Source organism: Pseudomonas sp. Z3-6 (genome assembly GCF_051131985.1).
GTDB classification, from domain to species: Bacteria; Pseudomonadota; Gammaproteobacteria; order Pseudomonadales; family Pseudomonadaceae; genus Aquipseudomonas; species Aquipseudomonas zanjanensis.
Map to the genome: position 1 here is coordinate 2,062,802 of NZ_CP071644.1, position 23,091 is coordinate 2,085,892.

The following is a 23,091-nucleotide window of genomic DNA, read 5'->3' on the forward strand; positions in this document are numbered from 1 at the left end:
CCATTTGGGCGACGCCAAGACTATAGTCGCCACCGCAAAAAATACGCAAGGGATTGATAGGGAAGGGGATTCCCAATCATATGTAGGACGTCGCCATAGCCCTGACTATCCGAGCTGTATGTCTTACAACCAGGCAAGCCCCTCACGTACATCCGGCCAAAACACAACGATTTGTAGGATATTTCTGTAGCCTTATCGCCCATATCTGCCCGTTACCCCCCATTTACCCCCCGACGCATCCCACATTCCAATCGCGCATTCCCACCCCGCGCGGGATAATACGGCCCTGCCTGGGGTCACAAGCTTTCCCCTCGTTGGTATTGGCGTCTCAGAAGGATCGAACGCATGACAGATTGGCTCCAGAGCTACGGAGAAATGGCTGAACGGGTCCGCCGCCATCCTTGGGAGGGCACGTCGCTTGGGCCGCCGGGGCAGTGGCCCGATGTGTTGAAAACCACCGTGGCGCTGAGCCTGGCCTCGCATTTTCCCCAGGCCATCGTCTGGGGCCCGGACCTGATCACGCTGTACAACGATGCGTTCCTGCCGATCCTTGGCAGCAAGCCCGAGGCGCTGGGGCGAGGGTTCGATGAGGTGTGGCAGGAGGTCTGGCGCGATATCGGGCCGATCGTGCAGGCCGCCTTCGAGGGGCAAGCCACTTATATAGAGAACTTCCCCCTGATCATCGAGCGCGGCGGCGGTCCTGAACAGGCCTATTTCACGTTCTGCTACAGCCCCATCCGTGACCAGTTCGGCAAGGTGGTGGGCATGCTGGATACGGTCACCGAGACCACTTCCACGGTGTTCATGACCCAGCGGCTGGCGGTGCTGGACGCCATCGGCACCGCCGTGGCGAACGCCACCGACCCGCAGGCCATCATGGCGACCACCACGCGGATCCTGGCGGCGCACTTGAACCTGTCCAATTGTGCCTACGCCGACATGGATGAGGACGAGGACGGTTTCACCATTCGCGGCGATTGGGCCCGGGTGGGCTCGCCGCATATTCTTGGGCACTATCGGCTGGCTGATTTTGGCCGACTGGCAGTCACGAATCTGCGGGCCGGCAAGCCGCTGGTGCTCAACGATAATCTCAAGGAGCTGCCGCCGGAGGAAGCGGCGGCGTTCCAGGCCCTTGGCATCGCGGCGACCATTTGCGTGCCGTTGATCAAGGGTGGGCGATTGACCGCGCTGATGGCTATTCACGACAAAACGCCGCGGATCTGGTCGTCCAACGATCTGGCGCTGCTGATGGAAGTCACCGAGCGCTCCTGGGCCCACATTGAGCGCGCCCGTGCCGACGCCGCTGTGCGCGAAGGCCTGGCGGCCCTGGCCGAGTTGAACGCGACGTTGGAGGAACGGGTCGAGGAACGCACCACGCGGTTGAAACAGACCGAAGCGGCGCTGCGCCAGTCGCAAAAGCTCGAAGCCATCGGCCAGCTCACCGGCGGCGTGGCCCATGACTTCAACAATCTGCTGACCATCATCCGTTCTTCTGTCGACTTTTTGCGAATGCCCAACCTGTCCGATGATCGCCGGCAACGCTACATGACGGCGGTGTCCGAAACGGTGGAGCGCGCCTCCAAGTTGACCAGCCAGTTGCTCGCGTTTGCCCGGCGCCAGCCCTTGAAGCCGCAAGTCATCGACGTGGGCAAGCTAGTGCAGAGCCTGGGGGACATGCTGCAAACCGTCACCGGGGCGCGGATCCAGGTCAACGTCGAGTTGTGTGATCGGCCCTGTTACATCCGTGCGGATTTGAGCCAGTTCGAAACGGCGCTGATCAACATGGCCCTCAACGCCCGGGATGCCATGAATGGCCAGGGCACGCTGTGGCTGCGGCTCAGCTGTGGCGGTGGCATGCCGCCGATCCGTGGTCATGCCGGGGCCGGGCAATCCTTTGCCGCCATCGCCTTGGCCGATACGGGTACGGGTATCGACGCGCAAGTGCTCGAGCACATCTTCGAACCCTTCTTCACCACCAAGGAAGTGGGCAAGGGCACGGGGTTGGGCTTGTCCCAGGTGTTTGGCTTTGCCAAGCAGTCCGGTGGAAACGTCGATGTTTCCACCGTGGTGGGCGAAGGGACGGTGTTTACCTTGTACCTTCCGGAAGTGGAGCCCGAGAAAAACCACGAGCCGGTCAAGGAAGAACACACGCCCCTGGTGCTGGAAAAGGGCAAGCGTCGGGTCTTGGTCGTGGAAGACAATTTGGAGGTGGGGCGTTTTGCCAACCAGATCCTCCAGGACCTGGGCTACGAAACCGCCTGGGCGACCAACGCCGAAGAAGCGCTGGAGATGGTCGGCCAGGATGCGATGGCATTCGACGCGATATTTTCTGACGTGGTGATGCCCGGCATCAGCGGGATTGCCCTGGCGAGAGAACTGCGCCAGCGTCGCCCGGACCTGCCGGTGGTGCTGACTTCTGGTTACAGCGAAGAGTTGGCCCACAGCGGTCATGAGGGCTTCGAGTTCTTGTCCAAACCCTATTCAGCCGATCAGGTTTCCCGGGTTTTGAACCGGACGATGCTGGGCGCTGAATGAGTGTTTCCTTTCTGAAACAGTGAGTTCCATTCGTCGGCGAAGGGCGTTGTTGAATCAACAGTCTGTTGATGACCGACTAGTCTCACTGTCGTGAAGGTCGATATTGTCAGGCAACCGGTTGTTGCCGGTATGGACCTCAATGAAAGGGGAAAGGCAATGGGAACACCGTACAGCGAGGAGCACGGAGCCGCATATCCGATCAATGAAGGGTTGCAGTGTGGCCAGTCGACCTACCATGCAGACTTTGGCGATGAGCCGATCAAGTCCATCAGGACGAAGGTGGCTAAGGTGGAGCGAGGGGAGAAGGCCAAGTTTTTGCCCAGGGTTCCGGTCAAGAAGTGACGACGAGTCGTGGCCAGAGATCGTTCCCGCCGGGGCTGCGCAGGAGCTATGTGGGAGCTGTGTAGGAGCTGTCGAGTGCAACGAGGCTGCGATCTTTCCCCAGACAATTGAGTCTCAAGCGAAAGATCAAAAGATCGCAGCCTTCGGCAGCTCCTACAAGGATATCCCGGTCGTTACATAAATATTTTTCATCTTTTCTCAATCGGCGGTTTCTTTCACGTTTCTTTCACAAGCAGGTACGTACTCTGAGCTCATCCGTTAGAAAGCAGTACCTGCCCGTTTCCCCAGCGGGCTTTTTTTTGCCTGTCATAAAATAATCCGCCGTTTCGTTGTCCAACCGTCATGGCTGACGTTGTGTGGCGTAAACTCGCGCCCGCACGCATCGGCCATTTCTCCCCGATGCGGCATTCTTGAGGTTTCTATCATGCGTTTGACTTTGTCCACCTTGTTACTGGGGTTAGTGGTTGCCCAGGGCGCGATGGCTGCCGGCGACGGTACCGCCGCGGTCGGCGGTGGTCTGGGCGGTGTGTTGGGCAACGTGGTCGGCCAGCAGATGGGCGGCAGCACAGGCGCCGCGATTGGCGCCGGTGTCGGCGGCGCAGCCGGTAGCGCCGTGGGCGCGCGCAAAGGCAGCCGCACGGAAGCCGCCATCGGCGGTGGCCTGGGCTCGGCCGGTGGCTCGATTGTCGGTAACCGCCTGGGCGGCTCCACCGGCTCCACTATCGGCGCAGGCATCGGCGGCGCGGCGGGCGGCGCGTTGGGCAGCAACCTGTCCAATGACAACGACGGTCACTCCGGTGGCAAGAAGCACAAGCACAAGAGAAAGCACCGCTAAGCGGAGGCTTGGATGAATGGATCCGGCCTCATGCCGTGATGCTGTTCAACTGGAAAAAACGGCGCTTCTTTCAGAAATGAAAAGCGCCGTTTTTTTTGGGGCTTCTTTTGATGCCTAAAGCAAGGGCAACAAACAGCGCCAGCCGCTATGTAACAGCGGCACCGCCATCGCGAGCAGGCTCGCTCCCACAGGGGATTTGGGGTGTTCGTAACATCTGCGTACGACACAAAAAAACTGTGGGAGCGAGCTTGCTCGCGAAGAGGCCAGCACATCCAACATCGTCATCGACTGTGACACCGCCTTCGCGAGCAAGCCCGCTCCCACACAGGGGAACGATTGCCGCCGCCCCGCCTCAAATTCATACATCCATCAGCAATCGCGAGGTGTGTCATGACGCCGGAAACTGAAGGCAAGGAAGAAAAAGGCCCGACGGGCGTTCCCTTCATCAATGACCCAGGCCCCAACGACCCAGGCAACGAAGACCCCGGTTCCCTGATGGACGACGCACAAGTGCCCTTGCTCGACGATGAGGATGCTGAACTTGAGGACGAATCCTACAAGTGAAAGCCCTTAAACGGATCGCCCGCGTTCTTTAAGCTGCAGAACAGGTGCGTTCACCTGCCAGGAGGTTATATATGACTGCCCATTCGCCCGCCCGCGACGACGAAGAAACCCCGGAATACCCGCTGCCGTCGCCGACCAACCCGCTGAGCCGCGACCAGCTGCCGCCCGATGACGAAGCGGGCGTCGAGCAAGTGCCCAGCGACGACGAGGATGTCGAGGCGACCCCGGATGATCCGGACATCGCCGGTGAAGACGCCTCCGGCAAGCCGAGCTGATCGACAGCCCCGCCCGTCGATCCAGTGGCACCATCGCCCCTTCACGCATGCCACACATCAGGTAAGTACCTTGAAAAGGAGACTCACCATGATGAAGTCCAACATGACAGCGCTGACACTCGCCGGGATTCTTTCGGTCAGTTCGTTGGCCGCTTTCGCACAATCTTCCAGCGGCACGCCTCCCGTGGACAAGGGCGGGATGCCACCTTCTTCGGAAATGGAGGCTGGCTCAACGTCCGGTGCCAGCGGTAACGCCTTGCCCCCAGGCTCCGTCGGTGGTGGCAATGGCGGCGATGCCAGCGGCAGCAGCACCAGCCCCGGCACCGGCAGCGGTTCGATGAGTGGTGGCAGCACGATGGGCGGCGCCGACGCCGGCGGTGGCACCAGCGGAGGAACCGGTACCAGCGACAGCGGTGGCAGCTCGGGCGGCAGCGGCTCGGGATCGGGCGGCTCCGGCAGCTCGGGTCAATAACCGCTGCATCGTCATCCAAACCGATCCGCTTTTGTGGCGAGGGAGCTTGCTCCCGCTGGGGTGCGAAGCAGCCCCACGATCTTACGGTCGCTGCGCAACCGAGCGGGAGCAAGCGCCCTCGCCACAAAACCCGTCCATGGATTTCCCATTGCCGGTTCCAAGCCCCCTTCGTTATCCTGCTGAATCCTTTAAGGCAAACACGCTACCCTGGCCGCACCTGAGCCATCCCTGGAATGTTGTGTTGATAACGGATCAGATGCGATGAATGCACCGCTGAAAGAGTTTGGCCCGATCAAGGCTGTGATTTTCGACATGGACGGGCTGTTGTTGGACACCGAGGGGATCTACACCGAGGTGACTTCCATCATCGCCGAGCGCTATGGGCGCACGTTCGATTGGAGCGTCAAACAGAACATCATCGGACGCGGGGCCGTGGACCTGGCCAATTACGTCGTCCAGGCGCTGGAATTGCCGATCACGCCCCAGGAATTCCTGGCCATCCGCGAGCCCTTGATGCGCGAGCGTTTTCCTCACGCCCTGGGCATGCCCGGCGCCGAGGAACTGGTGCGGCATCTGAAGGCCCACAACATTCCGATAGCGGTGGGGACCAGTTCGTCGAGCCCTACGTTCGAGCTGAAAACCACCTTGCACCGGGACTGGTTCGCGCTGTTCGATTGCATCGTGACGGCGGATGACCCCGAAGTCGGCGCGGCAAAACCGGCACCGGATATCTTCCTCACCGCCGCCCGGCGCCTGGGTGTCGAGCCGCGCGATTGCCTGGTGTTCGAGGATTCCCCGTTCGGCGTGACGGCCGCGAAAGCGGCCGGCATGACCGCCATTGCCATTCCGGATTCGGCCATGGCAGACGAAAAATACGCCCATGCCGACGGGATCATCCGCTCCTTGAGGATGTTCCAGCCAAGCCTTTGTGGTTTGCCGGAGTTGGAGTGGGCCTGAAAAAAAGGGCCGCTGCGCGGCCCAGCGGGAGCAAGCTCCCTCGCCACATGGGATGAAGCCATGACCGGCGTTTTTCCATGCCTGGATCAGGCGCCGAAACCACCGTCGATGGTCAGGCTGGCACCGGTGATGTAACCGGCTTCCGGCCCAGCCAGGTAGGCGACGAAACTGGCGATTTCATCGACGTTGCCGTAGCGGCCGACGGCCATCAGCGACATCAGGCTGGAGGCGAAGTCGCTATCGGCCGGGTTCATGTCGGTGTCCACCGGGCCGGGCTGCACATTGTTGACGGTGATGCCGCGCGGGCCGAGGTCACGGGCCAGGCCTTTGGTCAGGCCGACCAGCGCCGATTTACTCATGGCGTACGTGGCGCCGCCAGCGAAGGGCATGCGGTCGGCATTGGTACTGCCGATGTTGATGACGCGACCGCCTTCGGTCATGTGCCGCGCCGCCGCCTGGGTGGCGACGAACACGCTGCGCACGTTGATGGCCAGGGTCTGGTCGAAATCTTCGAGTGTGAATTCCTCCAGCGGTCCCATGGCCAGCACGCCCGCATTGTTGACCAGGATGTCCAACCGACCAAACGCCTCGACCGTGGCGGCGACGGCGTTACGCACGGCGTCGGCATCGGCGCTGTTCGCCTTGATCGCCAGGGCCTTGCCGCCCGCTGCGGTGATGCTGTTCTGCAGTTCTTCAGATTTCGCGCCGGAGCTGACATAGGTGAAGGCCACGGCGGCGCCTTCTGCCGCGAGGCGTTTGACGATAGCGGCGCCGATGCCGCGCGAACCGCCTTGGACCAAGGCGACTTTACCGTTCAGTGCTGGGTTGTTCATGATGTTCTCCAAAGTGTGCCGGGGCGAGATGCCGCGGTGATGGAGCGAGTATCAAGAAGCGGTCATGGGCTGTGTAGACCGTCGTTGCTATAGTCTGTCTAAACCAAAAGTTTAGAGTGGCGCCCATGGAGACCTTCAACAGTATCGAATGCTTTGTGCGCAGCGCCGAAGTCGGCAGCTTTGCCGAGGCGGCGCGACGCTTGAGCGTGACCCCGGCGGCGGTGGGTAAAAGCGTCGCCAAGCTGGAGGCGCGAATGGGCGTACGCCTGTTCCAGCGCAGCACCCGCAGCCTGCGGCTGACCGAAGCCGGCCAATTGTTCTTGACGGAGGTCGGCAGCAGCTTCAACACCATCCAGAACGCTGTCGCCAACCTGGCCAGCGCTGGTGGGCAACCGGCGGGGACGCTGAAGGTGAGCATGGGCACGGCGTTCGGTCGATTGTATGTCGTGCCATTGCTGGGGACGTTCCTGCGGCGCTACCCAGCGATCAACCCGGATTGGCATTTCGATAATCGCCAGGTGGACCTGATCGGCCAAGGCTTCGATGCCGCCATCGGCGGCGGTTTCGAGCTGCCCCAGGGCGTGGTGGCGCGCAAGTTGACGGTGGCCCATCGGGTGCTGGTGGCTTCCACGGACTACCTGCAAACCCATGCCGCGGTGAAAGAGCCGGAAGATCTGTCACAGCACCAGGGCATCCTGATTCGCTCGCCACAAACCGGGCGCGTGCGTTCCTGGCAGTTGACCAGCCGCAGCCGCGAACATAGTCCGTTGACGCTCAAGACGCGCATGACCATGAGTGATTCGGAAGCCGACTGCGCGGCCGCGGCCCAAGGCCTTGGCATCGGTCTGGTGAGCATGCCGATCGCCGTTCCCTTTCTGGAAAACGGGGCGCTGCAGCGGGTATTGCCGGATTGGTACGTCGACGACGGCAACATCTCCATCTACTACGCCGAGCACAAGTTGCTGCCGGGCAAGACCCGGGCGTTCGTGGATTTCATCATCGAGCAGTTTGCCGAGCAGGGGTTGGCGCGGCGGTTTAGTGCGGTTTGAGCCAGGCTTCGGACCGAGTCGCGCCCTTCGCGAGCAAGCCCGCTCCCACATTTGATTGTATTGATCAAAAGATTTGTGTACGACACAGATCTTCTGTGGGAGCGGGCTTGCTCGCGAAGGGGGCGCCCCGGTCTAAAGTCATGCACTCACCGCCCAAACCGCCCCGGCCAGCCAATAATGGTCTTGGGCCGCGGCGTGGCATAGGTGCGCACTTTCGACGTCGACAATCCCAACCGCACCAGCGATTCGGCAATGGTCACCGCCGCTGTCACCCCATCGACCACCGGCACCCCGGTGCGCTGGCGGATCTGTTCATCGAGCCCGGCCATGCCGCCACAGCCCAGGCAGATCACTTCGGCCTTGTCCTGGCTGACTGCCAGCTCGGCCTGCCGGACGATGGCTTCAACCGCCCGCTGCGGATCCTGCTCAAGCTCCAGCACCGCCAGGCCACTGGCCCGTACCGAGGCGCAGCGGTCGAACAGGCCGGACAGCTTGAGCCGGTCTTCGATCAGCGGCACGGTGCGGTCCAGGGTGGTAACCACCGAATAGGCATGGCCGAGGAACATGGCCGTGCTGGCGCCCGCATCGGTGATGTCCACCACCGGCACGTTCAGCAGTTCCTGCAGGCCTTCACGACCGTGTTCGCCATAGCCGGCCTGGATCACCGCATCGAACGGCTGGTCGTAGGACATCACCCGGTCCATCACCGCGATGGCCGCCAGGTAGCTTTCAAAATTGCCCTCGATGGAGTCGGCGCCGAAATGTGGCGTGAGCCCGACGATCTCGGTGCCCGGCGCGGCGACGGCCTGGGCCTGGCGGGCGATGGCTTGGGTGATGGATTCGGTGGTGTTGACGTTGACCACGAGAATTCGCACGAGCTGTCCTCCTTAACACACAAAAGTAAGCGGCCCGAACCGGGCGGGCCGTTCGGGCGATCAATGATGAACGTTATCCACAGCGATGGACTCACCGCTGACGTCCTCGTAATACGGCTGGCGCTTGGCGATGATCAGGTAAAACAACCCTGCAATCGAAGCGCCAATCAGCCAGGAAAACGGTGAGACGGCGTCAAAACCGGGCACCAGGGCCAGGATGATGGCGATCAGCGCGGCCGGAATAAATGCCGCCACGGCACGCAGGTTGACCCCGTTGCTGTAGAAGTACGCACCGTTTGGGTCCTCGCTGTACAGTTGCGGCACGTTGATGCGGCCTTTTCGCAGCAGCCAGTAGTCGACCATGATCACGCCGTACAACGGCCCGAGCAGGGCACCGAGGCCGGACAGGAAGTACACGATCACCAGCGGGCTGTTGTAGAGGTTCCACGGCAGGATCAGCACGGCGATGGCGGCGCTGATCAGCCCGGCGCGGCGGAAGGTCAGGTACTTGGGCGCCAGGTTGCTGAGGACAAAGGCCGGGGCGACGAAGTTGGCCATGATGTTCACCGCCACGGTGACGATCAGGAAGGCCAGGCAGCCGAGCACGAGGAAGAACGTGTTGGGAATCGAGGCGATGACCTGGGTCGGGCTTTCAATGATCTGCCCGTTGATCTGGAATTGGGCGCCGCAGAGCAGGATGGTGATCCCGGCAAACACCAGGATGTTCACCGGCAGGCCCCAGAAATTGCCGACGATGATGGTCCGGCGGCACGGCGAGGAGCGGGCGAAATCGCAGAAGTTGAGAATCAAGGTGCCATAGATCGACAGCCACAGCGCGCCACCGGCAAAGATATTGCGCCACATTTCGCCTCCGGTCAGCGGCTCGCGAATTGACCAGGCAATGGTGGCGTCGGCCTGGGTGTACATCCAGCCGGCGAGGGCCGCGACAGTCACCAGGATCACCGGGCCGGCAAAGCCTTCATAGCGGCGCACCATCTCCATGCCGTAGGCCAGGATCACCAGTTGCACGAACCAGATCGCCACGAAACACACCCAGCCCAGGCTCGACAGGCCGAGGATCGAGTCGCGGTCGTAGTCGGCGAATCCCGGGTGTATCGCCACCAGCAACACGCGGAACACCACCGATGCCAGGTAGGTCTGGATCCCGAACCAGGCAATGGCGATGACCGCGCGGATCAACGCAGGAATCTGCGCGCCGTGGATGCCGAAGCTGATCCGGCTGATCACCGGGAACGGCACCCCGGTTTTCTGGCCCATGTAGCCGGACAGGTTCATGAAGCCATACACCAGCGCCGCGCCGATCCCCAGGGACAGCAAGATTTGCCAGCCACCCAGGCCCAAGGCATAGAGGCCGATGGCGAAGGAGTAGTTGGCGATGTTGTGTACGTCGTTGGTCCACAGGGCAAAGATGCTGTAGCGGCCCCAGCGGCGGCCTTCGGCCTTGGTCGGCGCCAGGTCCTTGTTGTGCAGCCTCGGGCTCAGTGCCAGGGACGCGGTGTGGTCTTCGAGGGCGGGGGTGGAGGAGGGCAGATCCAGCGCGATGTTATTGGAGAGACTTGTACGCATTCCGGCAGGCTCCTGATTCTCGGCGCTGCGATGACTGTGCATGAGCGCGAGGCTCGACAAATCTTCGTCGCGGCGGGCGAGCATCATTGGTTACGGGGCATCTGCAGCCTGTACGGGATAGGGCGCTTCAGGCTTGCGGATCTAAGTGTGTGTATGTTTTATAGATGTTGTATACAAAACACTTGTCGACTCAAGCCAGATTTATGCCACTTACGGACCTATCCGTTGCAGCACTAATTTCGTTTTGTTATGGGCTTTAAATAACTAGCTGAAATACCGTGATTTAAAACTGACCGTTTAAACAGGTATTTATTTTTTGGCGAACGCCAGTGAAGAAGGGAGAGCAGATAACGCGGGAGGGAAGGTGTAACCTTTCGGGGCAGTTACGAAGTAAGTGCACACAAAAATGGCACTTGTGGTGACATTTTTGTGTACAGAGTCTGGCGCTCGCTTAGACGGTCTTGGATTTGGCAATGATGTTGCCGGCGTGCAGCCCGCATTCTTTCTGCGTGGCTTCTTCCCACCACCAGCGGCCTTCGCGCTCGTGTTGGTTCGGCAGCACCGGGCGGGTGCAAGGTTCGCAGCCAATGCTGATGAAGCCGCGTTCATGCAGGCTGTTGTAAGGCAGTTCGAGCATGCGGATGTAGCCCCAGACTTCTTCGCTGGTCATCTGCGACAGGGGGTTGAATTTGTACAGGGTGCGCTCGGGGGTAGAGAACGCCGTGTCGATTTCCAGCACCGCCACCTGGCTGCGGGTGCCGGGGCTCTGGTCACGGCGCTGGCCGGTGGCCCAGGCGCGGACATCGGTCAGTTTGCGCCGCAGCGGCTCGATCTTGCGGATGCCGCAGCACTCGCCATGACCGTCCTTGTAGAAGCTGAACAGGCCTTTTTCCTTCACGAAGGGTTCAAGTTTCGTGTGGTCCGGCGACACCAGTTCGATGTCGATCTTGTAGTGCTCGCGCACTTGGTCGATGAACCGATAGGTCTCCGGGTGCAGGCGACCGGTGTCGAGGCTGAACACCTTGACGTTCTTGTTCAGTTTCCAGGCCATGTCCACCAGCACCACGTCTTCGGCGCCGCTGAAGGACAACCACAGGTCATCGCCGAATTCGGCGAAAGCCAGCTTGAGGATGTCCTGCGGGGACTTGTTGGCATAGGTCGTGGCGAGTTCCACGACGTCAAACGATGGGCTCATCAGGGCGGTTTCCTACAGGTCGGTGGCGCTGGGCGCTCTATATGGGGCTGATGGTAACAAAAGCTGTCGGGGCTGGCGCGTCCCTGTGCGTTGCGCGGGCTTCGACGAATGGCTAGAGTCGGCAGGCCTTTTGTTCGCTCAACCGATAAACATCAAAAAAATGGGAGTGTCTTGTGGAAATTGCCTGTCTCGACCTGGAAGGTGTGCTGGTCCCGGAGATCTGGATCGCCTTCGCTGAAAAAACCGGGATTGAATCCCTCAGGGCAACCACTCGGGACATTCCCGACTACGATGTGCTGATGAAGCAACGGTTGCGCATCCTCGACGAGCATGGCCTCAAGCTCTCCGATATCCAGGAAGTCATCGCCACCCTCAAGCCGCTGGACGGTGCCATCGAGTTCGTCGACTGGCTGCGCGAGCGCTTCCAGGTGGTGATTCTGTCCGACACGTTCTATGAGTTTTCCCAACCGCTGATGCGCCAGCTGGGCTTCCCGACCTTGCTCTGCCATCGCCTGATTACCGATGACGGCGGGCGGGTGACCGGCTACCAGTTGCGTCAGAAAGATCCCAAGCGCCAGTCGGTCCTGGCCTTCAAGAGCCTGTACTACCGGGTGATTGCGGCGGGGGATTCCTACAACGACACCACGATGCTGGGCGAAGCCGATGCCGGGATTCTGTTCCATGCGCCGGAGAATGTCATTCGTGAGTTCCCGCAATTCCCGGCGGTGCATACGTTTGCCGAGTTGAAGCAGGAATTCCTCAAGGCCTCGAACCGCAATCTGAGCCTGTAACCCCAACCCCTGTGGGAGCGAGTCTGCTCGCGATTGCGGTATGCCAGCTGGCATTGATGTCGACTGACACACTGTCATCGCGGGCAAGCCTTGCTCCCACAGGTGGCACCACACCAACCTGTGGGAGCAAGGCTTGCCCGCGATGCTTTAGAGGTTCTGCAAGGTTTCGAGCAACACCCGAACCTTGGTAATCGACTCCTGATACTCGGCCTCCCAATCCGAGTCCGCGACAATCCCGCCACCGCCCCAGCAGCACACTTGCCCATCCTTGACCAACAGGCTGCGGATGGCGATGGAACTGTCCATTTCCCCGCGCACGTCCAAGTACAGCAACGAGCCGCAATACAGCCCGCGCCGGGTCGGTTCGAGTTCGTCGATGATTTGCATGGCGCGGATTTTCGGCGCGCCGGTGATCGAACCTCCAGGGAAGCTGCCCGCGATCAGGTCCAGGGCGTCTTTATCCACAGCCAGTTCGCCCGTCACGCTGCTGACCAGGTGATGCACGTTGGGGTAGCTTTCCAGGCTGAACAACTCCGGCACCCGCACCGAGCCGATGCGGCAGGTGCGGCCCAGGTCGTTGCGCAGCAGGTCAACGATCATCAGGTTTTCCGCCCGGTCCTTGGGGCTGGCCAGCAGCTCGGCGGCGTGGGCCGCGTCCTCCTCGGGCGTTGTGCCACGGGGGCGGGTGCCCTTGATCGGACGGGTTTCGACCTGGCCTTCGCTGACCTTGACGAAGCGCTCCGGGGACAGGCTCAGCACCGCGCCGCCCTCCGGCAGGCTCTGGAAACCGGAAAACGGCGTTGGGCACGCCGCCCGCAGCGCCTGGTAAGCGGCCCAGGCATCACCCTGGCAAGGCGCGCGAAAGCGTTGGGCAAAGTTGACCTGGTAGCAGTCGCCGGCCTGGATATACGCCTGGATGCGTTCGAACGCCTGTCGATAGGCGTCGGCGCTGAGGTCCGGCGTCATCGGTCCTTCAAGGCTGAACGGCGGAAAGGGCGCCGGGGTCGGCTGGCTGAACAGTGTAATCAGGCGCTGGCGGTCGCCTTCGCCGCAATGGGGGTGGAACACCAGTTGGCTGGTACCCGCCTGATGGTCGCTGACCAGCGCCCAGTCGTACACGCCGAAACGTGCGTCGGGCAGTTGCAAGTCGTCCTGGGCGTGGGACGGCAGGGTTTCGAGGTGCCGGCCGAAGTCGTAGCTCAAGTAGCCGATCAGGCCGCCGGCGAAGGGCAATTGCACCGTGGCCGGCAGTACCGCGTCGCCCAGTTGCGTCAGATGAGTACGCAGGCGTTGCAGGAAATCGCCGCCGCTCTCGTTCGGCAACACCGCCAGTTGTGCCAGCGGCCAGGCGCTGAGCAGGTCGTAACGCCCACGCTCGGCGCTTGGCCGGCCACTGTCGAGCAGCACGCTGCCGGGAGCATGACGAATCGCCGCGAAGTATTCGGCGGGGTTGGCGCGGTAGGGCAACGGGTGTACGGAGCAGGTTGGCATGGGCGGGGTGGGTCGGCCGTTCAGGCGGGGGAGCGATTGTAATCCCCTGTAGGATTTGCTCCTAGGGGGATGTCGGTATTGAACAGGTCTGAAGCTTCAATGAGACCCGTGGCGAGGGAGCTTGCTCCCGCTGGGCTGCGAAGCGGCCCCCTGGGCAGTTGAGCGCATCATTCTGATACACCGAGGTGCTGGGCTTTGGGGTTGCTGCGCAACCCAGCGGGAGCAAGCTCCCTCGCCACAGGGTTCAACCTTCAGCTTCGGTTTTCATCCTCAGCTTCACCCCTCAACCGGCGGAATATGCCCAAACAACTCCTGGGCAAACGCCACGCGCTCTTGCGCGGTTTCGATAACGCCGCGGGCCTGGAGTTCTTCCAGGCGGGCTTCCACCGCGTGGGTGCGCAAGGTCAGGCCGCAATCGTTGGCGATCTGGATGTTCAGGCCCGGGCGGGCGTTCAGCTCCAGGATCAACGGCCCTTTCTCCTGGTCCAGCACCATGTCGACGCCGATGTAGCCCAGCCCGCACAGTTCATAGCAACCGGCGGCCAGTTTCATGAAGCCGTCCCAGTAGGGCAGTTGCACGCCGTCCACCGCGTTGGTGGTGTCGGGGTGTTTGGTGATGATGTTGTTCAGCCAGGTGCCGCGCAGGGTCAGGCCGGTGGCGAGGTCGACGCCCACGCCGATGGCGCCCTGGTGCAGGTTGGCCTTGCCGCCGGACTGACGGGTCGGCAAGCGCAGCATGGCCATCACCGGATAGCCCATCAGCACGATGATGCGGATGTCCGGCACGCCTTCGTAGCTGATGCTCTTGAAGATCTGGTCCGGCGTCACGCGGTACTCGATCAGCGCCCGGTCACGGTGACCGCCCAAGGAATACAGGCCAGTGAGGATGCTGGAGACATGGTGCTCGATCTCCTCATGGCTGATGATCTTGCCGGACACCGTGCGATAGCGACCTTCGAAGCGGTCGGCGATGACGATGATGCCGTCGCCGCCAGCGCCCTGGGCCGGCTTGATCACGAAGTCGGTGCGCCCGCCGATGATCTCGTCGAGCTTGTCGATTTCCTTTTCGGTGGAGATCACCCCGTACAGCTCCGGCACATGGATGCCGGCGGCGATGGCCCGTTCCTTGGTGATGATCTTGTCATCGACGATGGGGTACAGGCTGCGCTTGTTGTACTTGAGCACGTAGTCGGCATTACGCCGGTTGATGCCCATGATGCCCCGGGCCTCCAGGGCCTTCCAGGTCTTCCAGAAGCCGAACATCAGGAGTCTGCCTTGAGGAAGGCCTTGAACCGCACCAACTCGGTCAGGCGGTAGCCGCGATAACGACCCATGGCCAGCATGAAGCCCACCAGGATCAGCAGGATCGCCGGGAAGGTGAACACGAAGTAGACCAGTTCCGGCACGCTCATGATCAGGTGCGCCAGGGACGCGGCGAACAGGGTGCCAATGGCGACTTTCATCGCGTGGCCGGCGCCGCGCTCTTCCCAGGTGATGGACAGGCGTTCGATGGTCATGGTCAGGATCACCATTGGGAACAGCGCCACCGACAAGCCGCGCTCCAGGCCCAGCTTATGGCTGAACAGGCTGATGGCGGCGATCAGCACCACCACGAACGTCAGCACCACCGAGAGCCTCGGCAGCATTTGCAGCTTGAGGTGCTCCAGGTACGAACGCAGCGACAGGCCCAGGGTGGTGATCACCGTGAACAGGATGATGCCGAAGCCCAGTTGGGTTTCGCGGAAGGCCAGGGCGATCAGCACCGGGGTGAAGGTCCCCAGGGTTTGCAGGCCGATCAGGTTGCGCAGCACCAGGATCACCAGCACACCAATCGGGATCATCACCATGATCATGAAGGTTTGCTGGGTCTGCAGCGGCAGGCCATAGAGGGAATATTCGAGGAAGTTGGCGTCGGTGTTCTCGTCCGTCAGCTTGGCCAGGCGAATGGCGTTCATTTCGCTGTTGTTCATGCTGAAGGTGACGGTGGCTTTCTTGCCGCCATCGACGGTGATCAGGTTTTCATCGCCGGTCCACCACAGCAGGCGGTCGGTGGGCAGGCCCTGTTCGCCGGAGTCCGGGTTGAAATACAGCCAGTCGGTGCCGTTGAAACTGCGTAGCCACAACTCAGGTGTCTGCGGTTGGTCGGCCACCAGGCGGATGGTGTGGACCTTTTCCACCGGCACGTGGGCGATGGACAGCACCAATTCGACGATGCGCGCCTTGTTGGCCGACGAAGGGTCACCGGCCAGCAACAGCTTGACGTTGTCGTCGTTGAGGTTGTTGACCCGCTTGATCGCTTCGCTGATGAACGTCTCGACGTCGGCCGAGTGCTGGCGGATCGGTGCGAGCAGGGCTTCGGCGGCGAGTTTTTCCGGGCCTTCGACGGCGATGCTGTCGCGGAAGGTCGGGCCCTTGACCTTGGTTTTCTCGGCGCTGTAGCGCTTGGTCAGCACCAGACGGTAATACAGGGTCTGGTTGCCCTTGGCGCGACGGGCCGACCAGGTCACCTTGCGGTTGCCGTCGACCCGGTTCACCGCCACACCGTAGTTATTGGAAATGAAACTCTCGTTGAGGCTCACGTAGTCACGGCTCAGGGGCGGCACGAACATCTGGATCTTCACCGGATCCTTGGCGTTGGGCACGAACTCGACCTTGGCGTCGATGTTCCACAAGTCGTCGGTGGCGTCTTCGGTGACCGGGATGCCGAGCACGAAAATCTGATAGGCCGTTACCGACAGGCCCAGCACCACCAGGATGGCGATCAGCATTTTCAGATGGAGGGTAAGGGAGCGCATTGGAATTACTCTGCGGTTTGAGCGGCATTGGCGCAGGCGGGTTTGCCGGCAGCGTATTTAAGACTGGGGTCGACCAGCGCGTCGAAGCGCTTGAGCGCCTCGGAACCGATCAGCAACGGGTATTGGAAGGCGCTGCGGTCGGTCAGGTTCACTTCGATGCTGCGCAGGGCCGAGCCCATGCAGATGTCCAGTTCGATGACCGGCCGGGCCGTGTATTTCTTGCCTTCATCCGGGTCGTAGTCACCGGCGCGGCGCTTGATCTTGCTGACCCGGGCCAGCGGACGTTCGATGGGGTGCGAGTGGGCCGCGTCGATGGCCAGGTAAAAGCGCACCCAGGATTCGCCCTTGCGCTTGAAGCGCTTGATGTCCCGGGCACTGAGTGAGGCGGTCTTGGCGCCGGTGTCCAGCTTGGCGGCGACCTCCAGGTCGATGCCCTGCAGGGCGGCATATTCGTTGAGGCCGTACACGGTTTTTTCACCCGCCACGGCAAGCCCCGGCAGGCACATGAAATAGAAAGCAGCAGATAAGGGCTTGAGTGTCATAGATCCTGGTGCGCAGCGTTCCGTTTATCGGTTCAGGCCCTGGCATTGCTGCACAAGCTCCCTAGGCAGCCTTTCTCTATAAAAAGGAGAGCGGCGAATAACCGCGGCATTCTAGCACGGTGGTTTTCTGACGCCACCGCTGGCCGGACGCTACGAGTCTCTTCATGCAGCAGGGTTATCGCTAAGGCGTTTATTAGACGATTGTCGACAATGTTGATTTTTGTTTTGACGCTAAGGGCGATATTGGTTAGTTTTTGCCGTATTGATTTTCAAGGTGTCGACAATATGCTCGATCAGCTCGAAACCCCGGTGATGGTTCAGGACGACTCGGAGACCCTGTCCGAGAACGTCTTCCGGCGTATCCAGGCCGCCATCGTCAAGGGCGAGATCGCCCCCGGCAGCAAGATCTCCGAGCCCGAGCTGGCGCGCACCTACGGCATCAGCCGCGGGCCGCTGCGCGAGGCCATTCACCGCCTGGAAGGCCAGCGCCTGCTGGTACGGGTGCCCCACGTCGGTGCCCGGGTGGTCTCGCTGAGCCACGCCGAGCTGCTGGAACTCTACGAGATCCGTGAATCCCTCGAAGGCATGGCCTGCCGCCTGGCGGCCGAACGCATGACCCTGGAAGAAATCGACGAACTGCGCCGGGTCCTGGAGACCCACGAGCGCGATGCGGCGTTCCAGGCTGGTGTCGGTTATTACCAGCAGGAAGGCGATTTCGACTTTCATTACCGGATCATCCAGGGCAGCGGCAACCGCACCCTGACGCAGATGCTGTGCGGCGAGCTATACCAATTGGTGCGCATGTACCGCATCCAGTTCTCCACCACGCCCAACCGTCCGCGCCAGGCCTTTGCCGAGCACCATCGGATCCTCGACGCCATCGCCGACCGTGACGGCGAACTGGCTGAATTATTGATGCGCCGGCACATCGGCGCCTCCAAACGCAACATTGCGCGTCATTTCCAGGACAGCGCCGCCACTGAACGAGGTGAGTCATGAGCAACAGCACTCCAGGCCAGCGTTTCCGCGATGCGGTCGCCAGCGAGCATCCGCTGCAAGTGGTCGGCACGATCAACGCCAACCACGCGCTGCTGGCCAAGCGCGCCGGTTTCAAGGCGATTTACCTGTCGGGTGGCGGCGTCGCGGCCGGTTCCCTCGGCGTGCCGGACCTGGGCATCACCGGCCTGGATGACGTGCTGACCGATGTGCGTCGCATCACCGACGTGTGCGACCTGCCGCTGCTGGTGGACGTGGACACCGGTTTCGGCTCCTCGGCGTTCAACGTGGCGCGCACGGTCAAGTCGATGATCAAGTTCGGCGCGGCGGCGATCCATATTGAGGACCAGGTTGGCGCCAAGCGTTGCGGCCACCGTCCGAACAAGGAAATCGTCTCCCAGCAGGAGATGGTCGACCGCATCAAGGCCGCCGTCGACGCCCGTACCGATGACAGTTTCGTGATCATGGCCCGTACCGATGCCCTGGCGGTGGAAGGCTTGGAATCGGCCCTGGACCGCGCCGCCGCGTGCATCGAGGCCGGTGCCGACATGATTTTCCCCGAAGCCATCACCGAACTTGAAATGTACAAGCTGTTCGCCAGCCGCGTGAAAGCGCCGATCCTGGCCAACATCACCGAATTCGGCGCGACCCCGCTGTACACCACCGAACAGCTGGGCGGAGCCGACGTGTCCCTGGTGCTGTACCCGTTGTCGGCCTTCCGGGCCATGAACAAGGCGGCCGAAAACGTCTACACCGCGATTCGCCGCGACGGCACGCAACAGAATGTCATCGACACCATGCAGACCCGCATGGAGCTTTACGATCGCATCGACTACCACACCTTCGAGCAGAAGCTCGATGCGTTGTTCGCGGCGAAAAAATGAACAGATCGCAGCCTCGCTTCGCTCGACAGCTCCTCGTAGGAGCTGTGTAGGAGCTGTCGAGTGCAACGAGGCTGCGATCTTTTTCCAATCTCTACAAATCTAAAAAATGGAGACAGCCAATGGCCGAAGCAAAAGTACTCAGTGGCGCCGGGCTCCGTGGCCAGGTGGCCGGGCAAACCGCCTTGTCCACTGTGGGCCAATCGGGCGCCGGCCTGACCTATCGCGGCTACGATGTTCGCGACCTGGCGGCAGATGCGCAATTTGAAGAAGTCGCCTACCTGCTGCTGTACGGCGAGCTGCCGACCCAGGCCCAGTTGGACGCCTACACCGGTAAACTGCGCCAGTTGCGCGATTTGCCCCAAGCCTTGAAAGAAGTGCTGGAGCGCATTCCCGCCGACGCCCACCCGATGGACGTGATGCGCACCGGTTGCTCGTTCCTGGGCAACCTGGAACCCGAGCAGGATTTCTCCCAGCAGCACGACAAGACCGATCGCCTGCTGGCCGCGTTCCCGGCGATCATGTGCTATTGGTATCGCTTCAGCCACCAAGGCCAGCGCATCGACTGTGTGACCGACGAAGTGTCCATCGGCGGGCACTTCCTGCACCTGCTGCACGGCAAGAAACCGAGCGAGCTGCACGTCAAGGTGATGAATGTCTCGCTGATCCTCTACGCCGAGCACGAATTCAACGCTTCGACCTTCACTGCCCGGGTCTGCGCCTCCACCTTGTCGGATCTGTTCTCCTGCATCACCGCCGCCATCGGTTCCCTGCGGGGCCCGTTGCATGGCGGGGCCAACGAAGCGGCGATGGAAATGATCGAGCGCTTCAGCTCACCCCAGGACGCCATCGAAGGCACCCTCGGCATGCTGGCGCGCAAGGACAAGATCATGGGCTTCGGCCACGCGATCTATAAGGACAACGACCCGCGCAACGAGGTGATCAAGGGCTGGTCGAAAAAACTCGCTGACGAAGTGGGCGACACGGTGCTGTTCCCGGTCTCCGAAGCCATCGACAAGACCATGTGGGAGCAGAAAAAACTGTTCCCCAACGCCGATTTCTACCATGCCTCGGCGTACCACTTCATGGGCATCCCGACCAAGTTGTTTACGCCGATCTTCGTTTGCTCGCGCCTGACCGGCTGGGCCGCCCACGTGTTCGAACAACGCGCCAACAATCGCATCATCCGACCGAGCGCCGAATACACCGGCGTCGAACAGCGCAAGTTCGTGCCAATCGAACGACGCTGAGCTGGAGGGTTCTAGCCGCAGGAACTGAAGGAACCGAAAACCCCTTGTGGGAGCGGGCTTGCTCGCGAAGACGGACTGACATTCAACATTGATGTCGGCTGATACACCGCATTCGCAAGCAAGCCCGCTCCCACAGGGGAATGTGTTGACTTCAATGGTTGCGCCAACCCTTCTGAAACCACCGTGACCCGAGTCCTGACGATGAACACAGAATTTCGCAAACCGCTGCCCGGCACTTCGCTGGATTATTTCGACGTTCGCGGGGCAGTGGAGGCCATCCGCCCCGGCGCCTATGACGGCCTGCCGTATACCTCCCGCGTGCTGGCGGAAAACCTGGTGCGGCGCTGCGACCCGGCCACGCTGCGCGAGTCGCTGCTGCAACTGATCGAGCGCAAGCGCGACCTGGACTTCCCGTGGTTCCCGGCGCGCGTGGTGTGCCATGACATCCTCGGCCAGACTGCCCTGGTGGACCTCGCCGGTTTGCGTGACGCCATCGCCTTGCAGGGTGGCGACCCGGCGCAGGTCAACCCGGTGGTGCCGACGCAACTGATCGTCGACCATTCCCTGGCGGTGGAAAGCGGTGGTTCCGACCCGCAAGCCTTCGCCAAGAACCGCGCCATCGAAGACCGCCGCAACGAAGACCGCTTCCACTTCATCAACTGGACCAAGAAAGCCTTCAAGAACGTCGATGTGATTCCGCCGGGCAACGGGATCATGCACCAGATCAACCTGGAAAAAATGTCGCCGGTGATCCAGCAGCGTGACGGCGTGGCCTTCCCCGACACCTGCGTCGGCACCGACAGCCACACGCCCCACGTCGATGCCCTGGGCGTGATCGCCATCGGCGTCGGTGGCCTGGAAGCCGAGAGCGTCATGCTCGGTCGCGCCTCGTGGATGCGCCTGCCGGAAATCGTCGGCGTCGAGCTGACCGGCAAGCTGCAACCGGGCATTACCGCCACCGACATGGTGCTGGCGCTGACCGAGTTCCTGCGCAAGCAGAAAGTCGTCGGGGCGTGGCTGGAGTTCTTCGGCGAAGGCGCCAGCGCCCTCACCTTGGGCGACCGCGCGACCATCTCCAACATGGCCCCGGAATACGGCGCCACGGCGGCGATGTTCCATATCGATCAACAGACGATCGATTACCTGAAGCTCACCGGCCGCGAAGACACCCAGGTGCAGTTGGTGGAAACCTATGCCAAGCACGTGGGCCTGTGGGCCGATAGCCTCAAGGGCGCGCAATACGAGCGTGGCCTGACCTTCGACCTGTCGTCGGTGGTGCGCAACATGGCAGGTCCCAGCAACCCCCACGCCCGTGTCGCGGTGTCGGACCTGGCCGCCAAAGGCATCTCCGGCCGGTGGGACGATGTGCCCGGACAAATGCCCGACGGCGCGGTGATCATCGCCGCGATCACCAGTTGTACCAACACCAGCAACCCGCGCAACGTGATCGCCGCCGGCCTGCTGGCGCGCAACGCCAACCGCCTGGGCCTGGCCCGCAAGCCGTGGGTCAAGTCGTCCTTGGCGCCGGGTTCGAAAACCGTGGCGTTGTACCTGGATGAAGCCGGCCTGACGTCCGAACTCGAGAAGCTGGGCTTCGGCGTGGTGGCGTTCGCCTGCACCACCTGTAACGGCATGTCGGGTGCGTTGGACCCGGTGATCCAGCAGGAAATCATCGATCGCGACCTGTACGCCACCGCCGTGTTGTCGGGCAACCGCAACTTTGACGGGCGTATCCATCCGTACGCCAAGCAGGCGTTCCTGGCCTCGCCGCCGCTGGTGGTCGCGTATGCCATCGCCGGGACCATTCGTTTCGACATCGAGAAGGATGTGCTGGGCGTGGTGGACGGTCGGGAAATCCGCCTCAAAGACATCTGGCCGAGCGATGAAGAAATCGACGCCGTGGTCAAGGCGTCGGTGAAACCCGAGCAGTTCCGCCAGGTGTACATCCCGATGTTCGCTATCCAGGAAGACACCGGGCCGAAAGTGACGCCGCTGTACGAATGGCGCCCACAAAGCACCTACATCCGCCGTCCGCCGTATTGGGAAGGCGCGCTGGCCGGTGCGCGGCCGCTCAAGGGCATGCGCCCGCTGGCGGTGCTGCCGGACAACATCACCACCGATCACCTGTCGCCGTCCAACGCCATCATGCTGGACAGTGCCGCCGGCGAATACCTGGCGAAAATGGGCCTGCCGGAAGAGGACTTCAACTCCTACGCGACCCACCGCGGCGACCACCTGACCGCGCAGCGCGCCACTTTCGCCAACCCGAAACTGTTCAACGAAATGGTCGTTGAGGACGGTAAGGTCAAGCAGGGTTCCCTGGCCCGGGTCGAGCCGGAAGGCAAAGTCATGCGCATGTGGGAGGCCATCGAGACCTACATGGAGCGCAAGCAGCCGCTGATCATCATCGCCGGTGCCGACTATGGCCAGGGTTCGTCCCGGGACTGGGCGGCCAAGGGCGTGCGCCTGGCGGGTGTCGAGGCGATCGCGGCCGAAGGGTTCGAGCGCATCCACCGCACCAACCTGGTGGGCATGGGCGTGTTGCCGTTGGAGTTCAAGCCCGGTACCGATCGCAAGACCCTGGGCATCGACGGCAGCGAAATCTATGACGTGATCGGCGAGCGCACCCCGCGGGCGACGCTGACCCTGGTCATCACTCGCAAGAACGGCGAGCGCGTCGAAGTGCCAGTGACCTGCCGCCTCGATACCGCCGAAGAAGTGTCGATCTACGAAGCCGGGGGCGTGCTGCAACGTTTTGCCCAGGACTTCCTTGAGTCGGCGGTGGCCGTTTAAATCGCTTGGGTGGCCCTTTTCCGGCCACCCGTT

General features: G+C 61.9%; 21 protein-coding genes. 13 read left to right on the forward strand and 8 right to left on the reverse strand.

The window, feature by feature from the left end; all coding sequences use genetic code 11:
- Nucleotides 1–345: 345 nt before the first annotated feature.
- The 7 genes from J3P88_RS09455 (at nucleotide 346) to J3P88_RS09485 (ending at nucleotide 5,980) form a co-directional block, all read left to right on the forward strand.
- Nucleotides 346–2,535, forward strand: a complete 2,190-nt coding sequence (locus J3P88_RS09455; RefSeq protein ID WP_434574850.1) for a response regulator — start codon at nucleotides 346–348, stop codon at nucleotides 2,533–2,535.
- Nucleotides 2,536–2,664: 129 nt separating this feature from the next.
- Complete coding sequence (locus tag J3P88_RS09460) at nucleotides 2,665–2,877, forward strand: hypothetical protein (RefSeq protein WP_434574852.1); 213 nt, start codon at nucleotides 2,665–2,667, stop codon at nucleotides 2,875–2,877.
- Between the two features lie 424 nt (nucleotides 2,878–3,301).
- A complete protein-coding gene (locus J3P88_RS09465) occupies nucleotides 3,302–3,712 on the forward strand; it encodes a glycine zipper domain-containing protein (protein ID WP_186709693.1) in 411 nt (136 codons plus the stop codon).
- Between the two features lie 390 nt (nucleotides 3,713–4,102).
- A complete protein-coding gene (locus J3P88_RS09470; protein ID WP_162893857.1) occupies nucleotides 4,103–4,276 on the forward strand; it encodes a hypothetical protein in 174 nt (57 codons plus the stop codon).
- 71 nt (nucleotides 4,277–4,347) lie between these two features.
- Nucleotides 4,348–4,551: a hypothetical protein gene (locus tag J3P88_RS09475; protein WP_434574854.1), complete on the forward strand. Its 204-nt coding sequence runs from the start codon at nucleotides 4,348–4,350 to the stop codon at nucleotides 4,549–4,551.
- Nucleotides 4,552–4,639: 88 nt separating this feature from the next.
- Nucleotides 4,640–5,023 (forward strand): hypothetical protein, encoded by a 384-nt coding sequence (locus tag J3P88_RS09480; RefSeq protein WP_186709690.1) that lies wholly within the window; start codon nucleotides 4,640–4,642, stop codon nucleotides 5,021–5,023.
- A gap of 261 nt (nucleotides 5,024–5,284) precedes the next feature.
- On the forward strand, nucleotides 5,285–5,980 hold the full coding sequence (locus J3P88_RS09485; protein WP_186709688.1) for an HAD-IA family hydrolase: 696 nt from the start codon (nucleotides 5,285–5,287) through the stop codon (nucleotides 5,978–5,980).
- An 86-nt stretch (nucleotides 5,981–6,066) separates the two neighbouring features.
- Here the strand turns inward: J3P88_RS09485 and J3P88_RS09490 are convergent, their stop codons facing one another.
- On the reverse strand, nucleotides 6,067–6,813 hold the full coding sequence (locus J3P88_RS09490) for a 3-oxoacyl-ACP reductase family protein (protein ID WP_434574856.1): 747 nt from the start codon (nucleotides 6,811–6,813) through the stop codon (nucleotides 6,067–6,069).
- A 125-nt stretch (nucleotides 6,814–6,938) separates the two neighbouring features.
- Here J3P88_RS09490 and J3P88_RS09495 point away from each other — a divergent pair, with 125 nt between their 5' ends.
- Nucleotides 6,939–7,862 (forward strand): LysR family transcriptional regulator, encoded by a 924-nt coding sequence (locus J3P88_RS09495; protein ID WP_434574858.1) that lies wholly within the window; start codon nucleotides 6,939–6,941, stop codon nucleotides 7,860–7,862.
- A 146-nt stretch (nucleotides 7,863–8,008) separates the two neighbouring features.
- On the opposite strand, the gene J3P88_RS09500 is transcribed toward J3P88_RS09495, so the two are convergent.
- The 3 genes from J3P88_RS09500 to J3P88_RS09510 all read right to left on the reverse strand — a co-directional run bounded on the left by J3P88_RS09500 (nucleotide 8,009) and on the right by J3P88_RS09510 (nucleotide 11,519).
- Nucleotides 8,009–8,737 (reverse strand): aspartate/glutamate racemase family protein, encoded by a 729-nt coding sequence (locus tag J3P88_RS09500; protein ID WP_060741345.1) that lies wholly within the window; start codon nucleotides 8,735–8,737, stop codon nucleotides 8,009–8,011.
- 60 nt (nucleotides 8,738–8,797) lie between these two features.
- Nucleotides 8,798–10,324 carry an NCS1 family nucleobase:cation symporter-1 gene (locus tag J3P88_RS09505; protein WP_434574860.1) on the reverse strand — a complete coding sequence of 509 codons (1,527 nt, stop codon included), beginning with the start codon at nucleotides 10,322–10,324 and terminating at the stop codon, nucleotides 8,798–8,800.
- A gap of 451 nt (nucleotides 10,325–10,775) precedes the next feature.
- Complete coding sequence (locus tag J3P88_RS09510; RefSeq protein WP_434574862.1) at nucleotides 10,776–11,519, reverse strand: phosphoadenylyl-sulfate reductase; 744 nt, start codon at nucleotides 11,517–11,519, stop codon at nucleotides 10,776–10,778.
- A gap of 173 nt (nucleotides 11,520–11,692) precedes the next feature.
- On the opposite strand from J3P88_RS09510, the gene thrH reads away from it, so the two are divergent.
- The gene (gene thrH, locus J3P88_RS09515; protein WP_186730177.1) at nucleotides 11,693–12,310 is read left to right on the forward strand and encodes a bifunctional phosphoserine phosphatase/homoserine phosphotransferase ThrH; all 618 of its coding nucleotides are present in this window, start codon (nucleotides 11,693–11,695) and stop codon (nucleotides 12,308–12,310) included.
- Nucleotides 12,311–12,457: 147 nt separating this feature from the next.
- On the opposite strand, the gene pabB is transcribed toward thrH, so the two are convergent.
- From pabB to J3P88_RS09535, 4 genes are all read right to left on the reverse strand, one after another.
- Nucleotides 12,458–13,801 carry an aminodeoxychorismate synthase component I gene (gene pabB / locus J3P88_RS09520; RefSeq protein WP_434574864.1) on the reverse strand — a complete coding sequence of 448 codons (1,344 nt, stop codon included), beginning with the start codon at nucleotides 13,799–13,801 and terminating at the stop codon, nucleotides 12,458–12,460.
- 276 nt (nucleotides 13,802–14,077) lie between these two features.
- The gene (locus J3P88_RS09525) at nucleotides 14,078–15,064 is read right to left on the reverse strand and encodes an alpha-L-glutamate ligase-like protein (RefSeq protein WP_186709677.1); all 987 of its coding nucleotides are present in this window, start codon (nucleotides 15,062–15,064) and stop codon (nucleotides 14,078–14,080) included.
- The gene (locus J3P88_RS09530) at nucleotides 15,064–16,596 is read right to left on the reverse strand and encodes an inactive transglutaminase family protein (RefSeq protein ID WP_186709676.1); all 1,533 of its coding nucleotides are present in this window, start codon (nucleotides 16,594–16,596) and stop codon (nucleotides 15,064–15,066) included. Before J3P88_RS09530 ends, J3P88_RS09525 begins: the two co-directional genes overlap by 1 nt.
- Nucleotides 16,597–16,601: 5 nt before the next feature.
- Nucleotides 16,602–17,138, reverse strand: coding sequence for an ATP-dependent zinc protease family protein (locus J3P88_RS09535; RefSeq protein ID WP_434574866.1), 537 nt, complete (start codon nucleotides 17,136–17,138; stop codon nucleotides 16,602–16,604).
- Nucleotides 17,139–17,423: 285 nt separating this feature from the next.
- Here J3P88_RS09535 and J3P88_RS09540 point away from each other — a divergent pair, with 285 nt between their 5' ends.
- The 4 genes from J3P88_RS09540 to acnD all read left to right on the forward strand — a co-directional run bounded on the left by J3P88_RS09540 (nucleotide 17,424) and on the right by acnD (nucleotide 23,058).
- Nucleotides 17,424–18,137, forward strand: a complete 714-nt coding sequence (locus J3P88_RS09540; protein ID WP_053186063.1) for a GntR family transcriptional regulator — start codon at nucleotides 17,424–17,426, stop codon at nucleotides 18,135–18,137.
- Nucleotides 18,134–19,018, forward strand: a complete 885-nt coding sequence (gene prpB / locus J3P88_RS09545) for a methylisocitrate lyase (protein ID WP_186709668.1) — start codon at nucleotides 18,134–18,136, stop codon at nucleotides 19,016–19,018. The genes J3P88_RS09540 and prpB overlap by 4 nt, the downstream gene beginning before the upstream one ends.
- A gap of 119 nt (nucleotides 19,019–19,137) precedes the next feature.
- Entirely contained in the window at nucleotides 19,138–20,265 is a 1,128-nt protein-coding gene (gene prpC / locus J3P88_RS09550; RefSeq protein WP_186709666.1) for a bifunctional 2-methylcitrate synthase/citrate synthase, read from the forward strand.
- Nucleotides 20,266–20,466: 201 nt separating this feature from the next.
- Entirely contained in the window at nucleotides 20,467–23,058 is a 2,592-nt protein-coding gene (acnD, locus tag J3P88_RS09555; protein WP_434574867.1) for a Fe/S-dependent 2-methylisocitrate dehydratase AcnD, read from the forward strand.
- Nucleotides 23,059–23,091 lie beyond the last annotated feature (33 nt).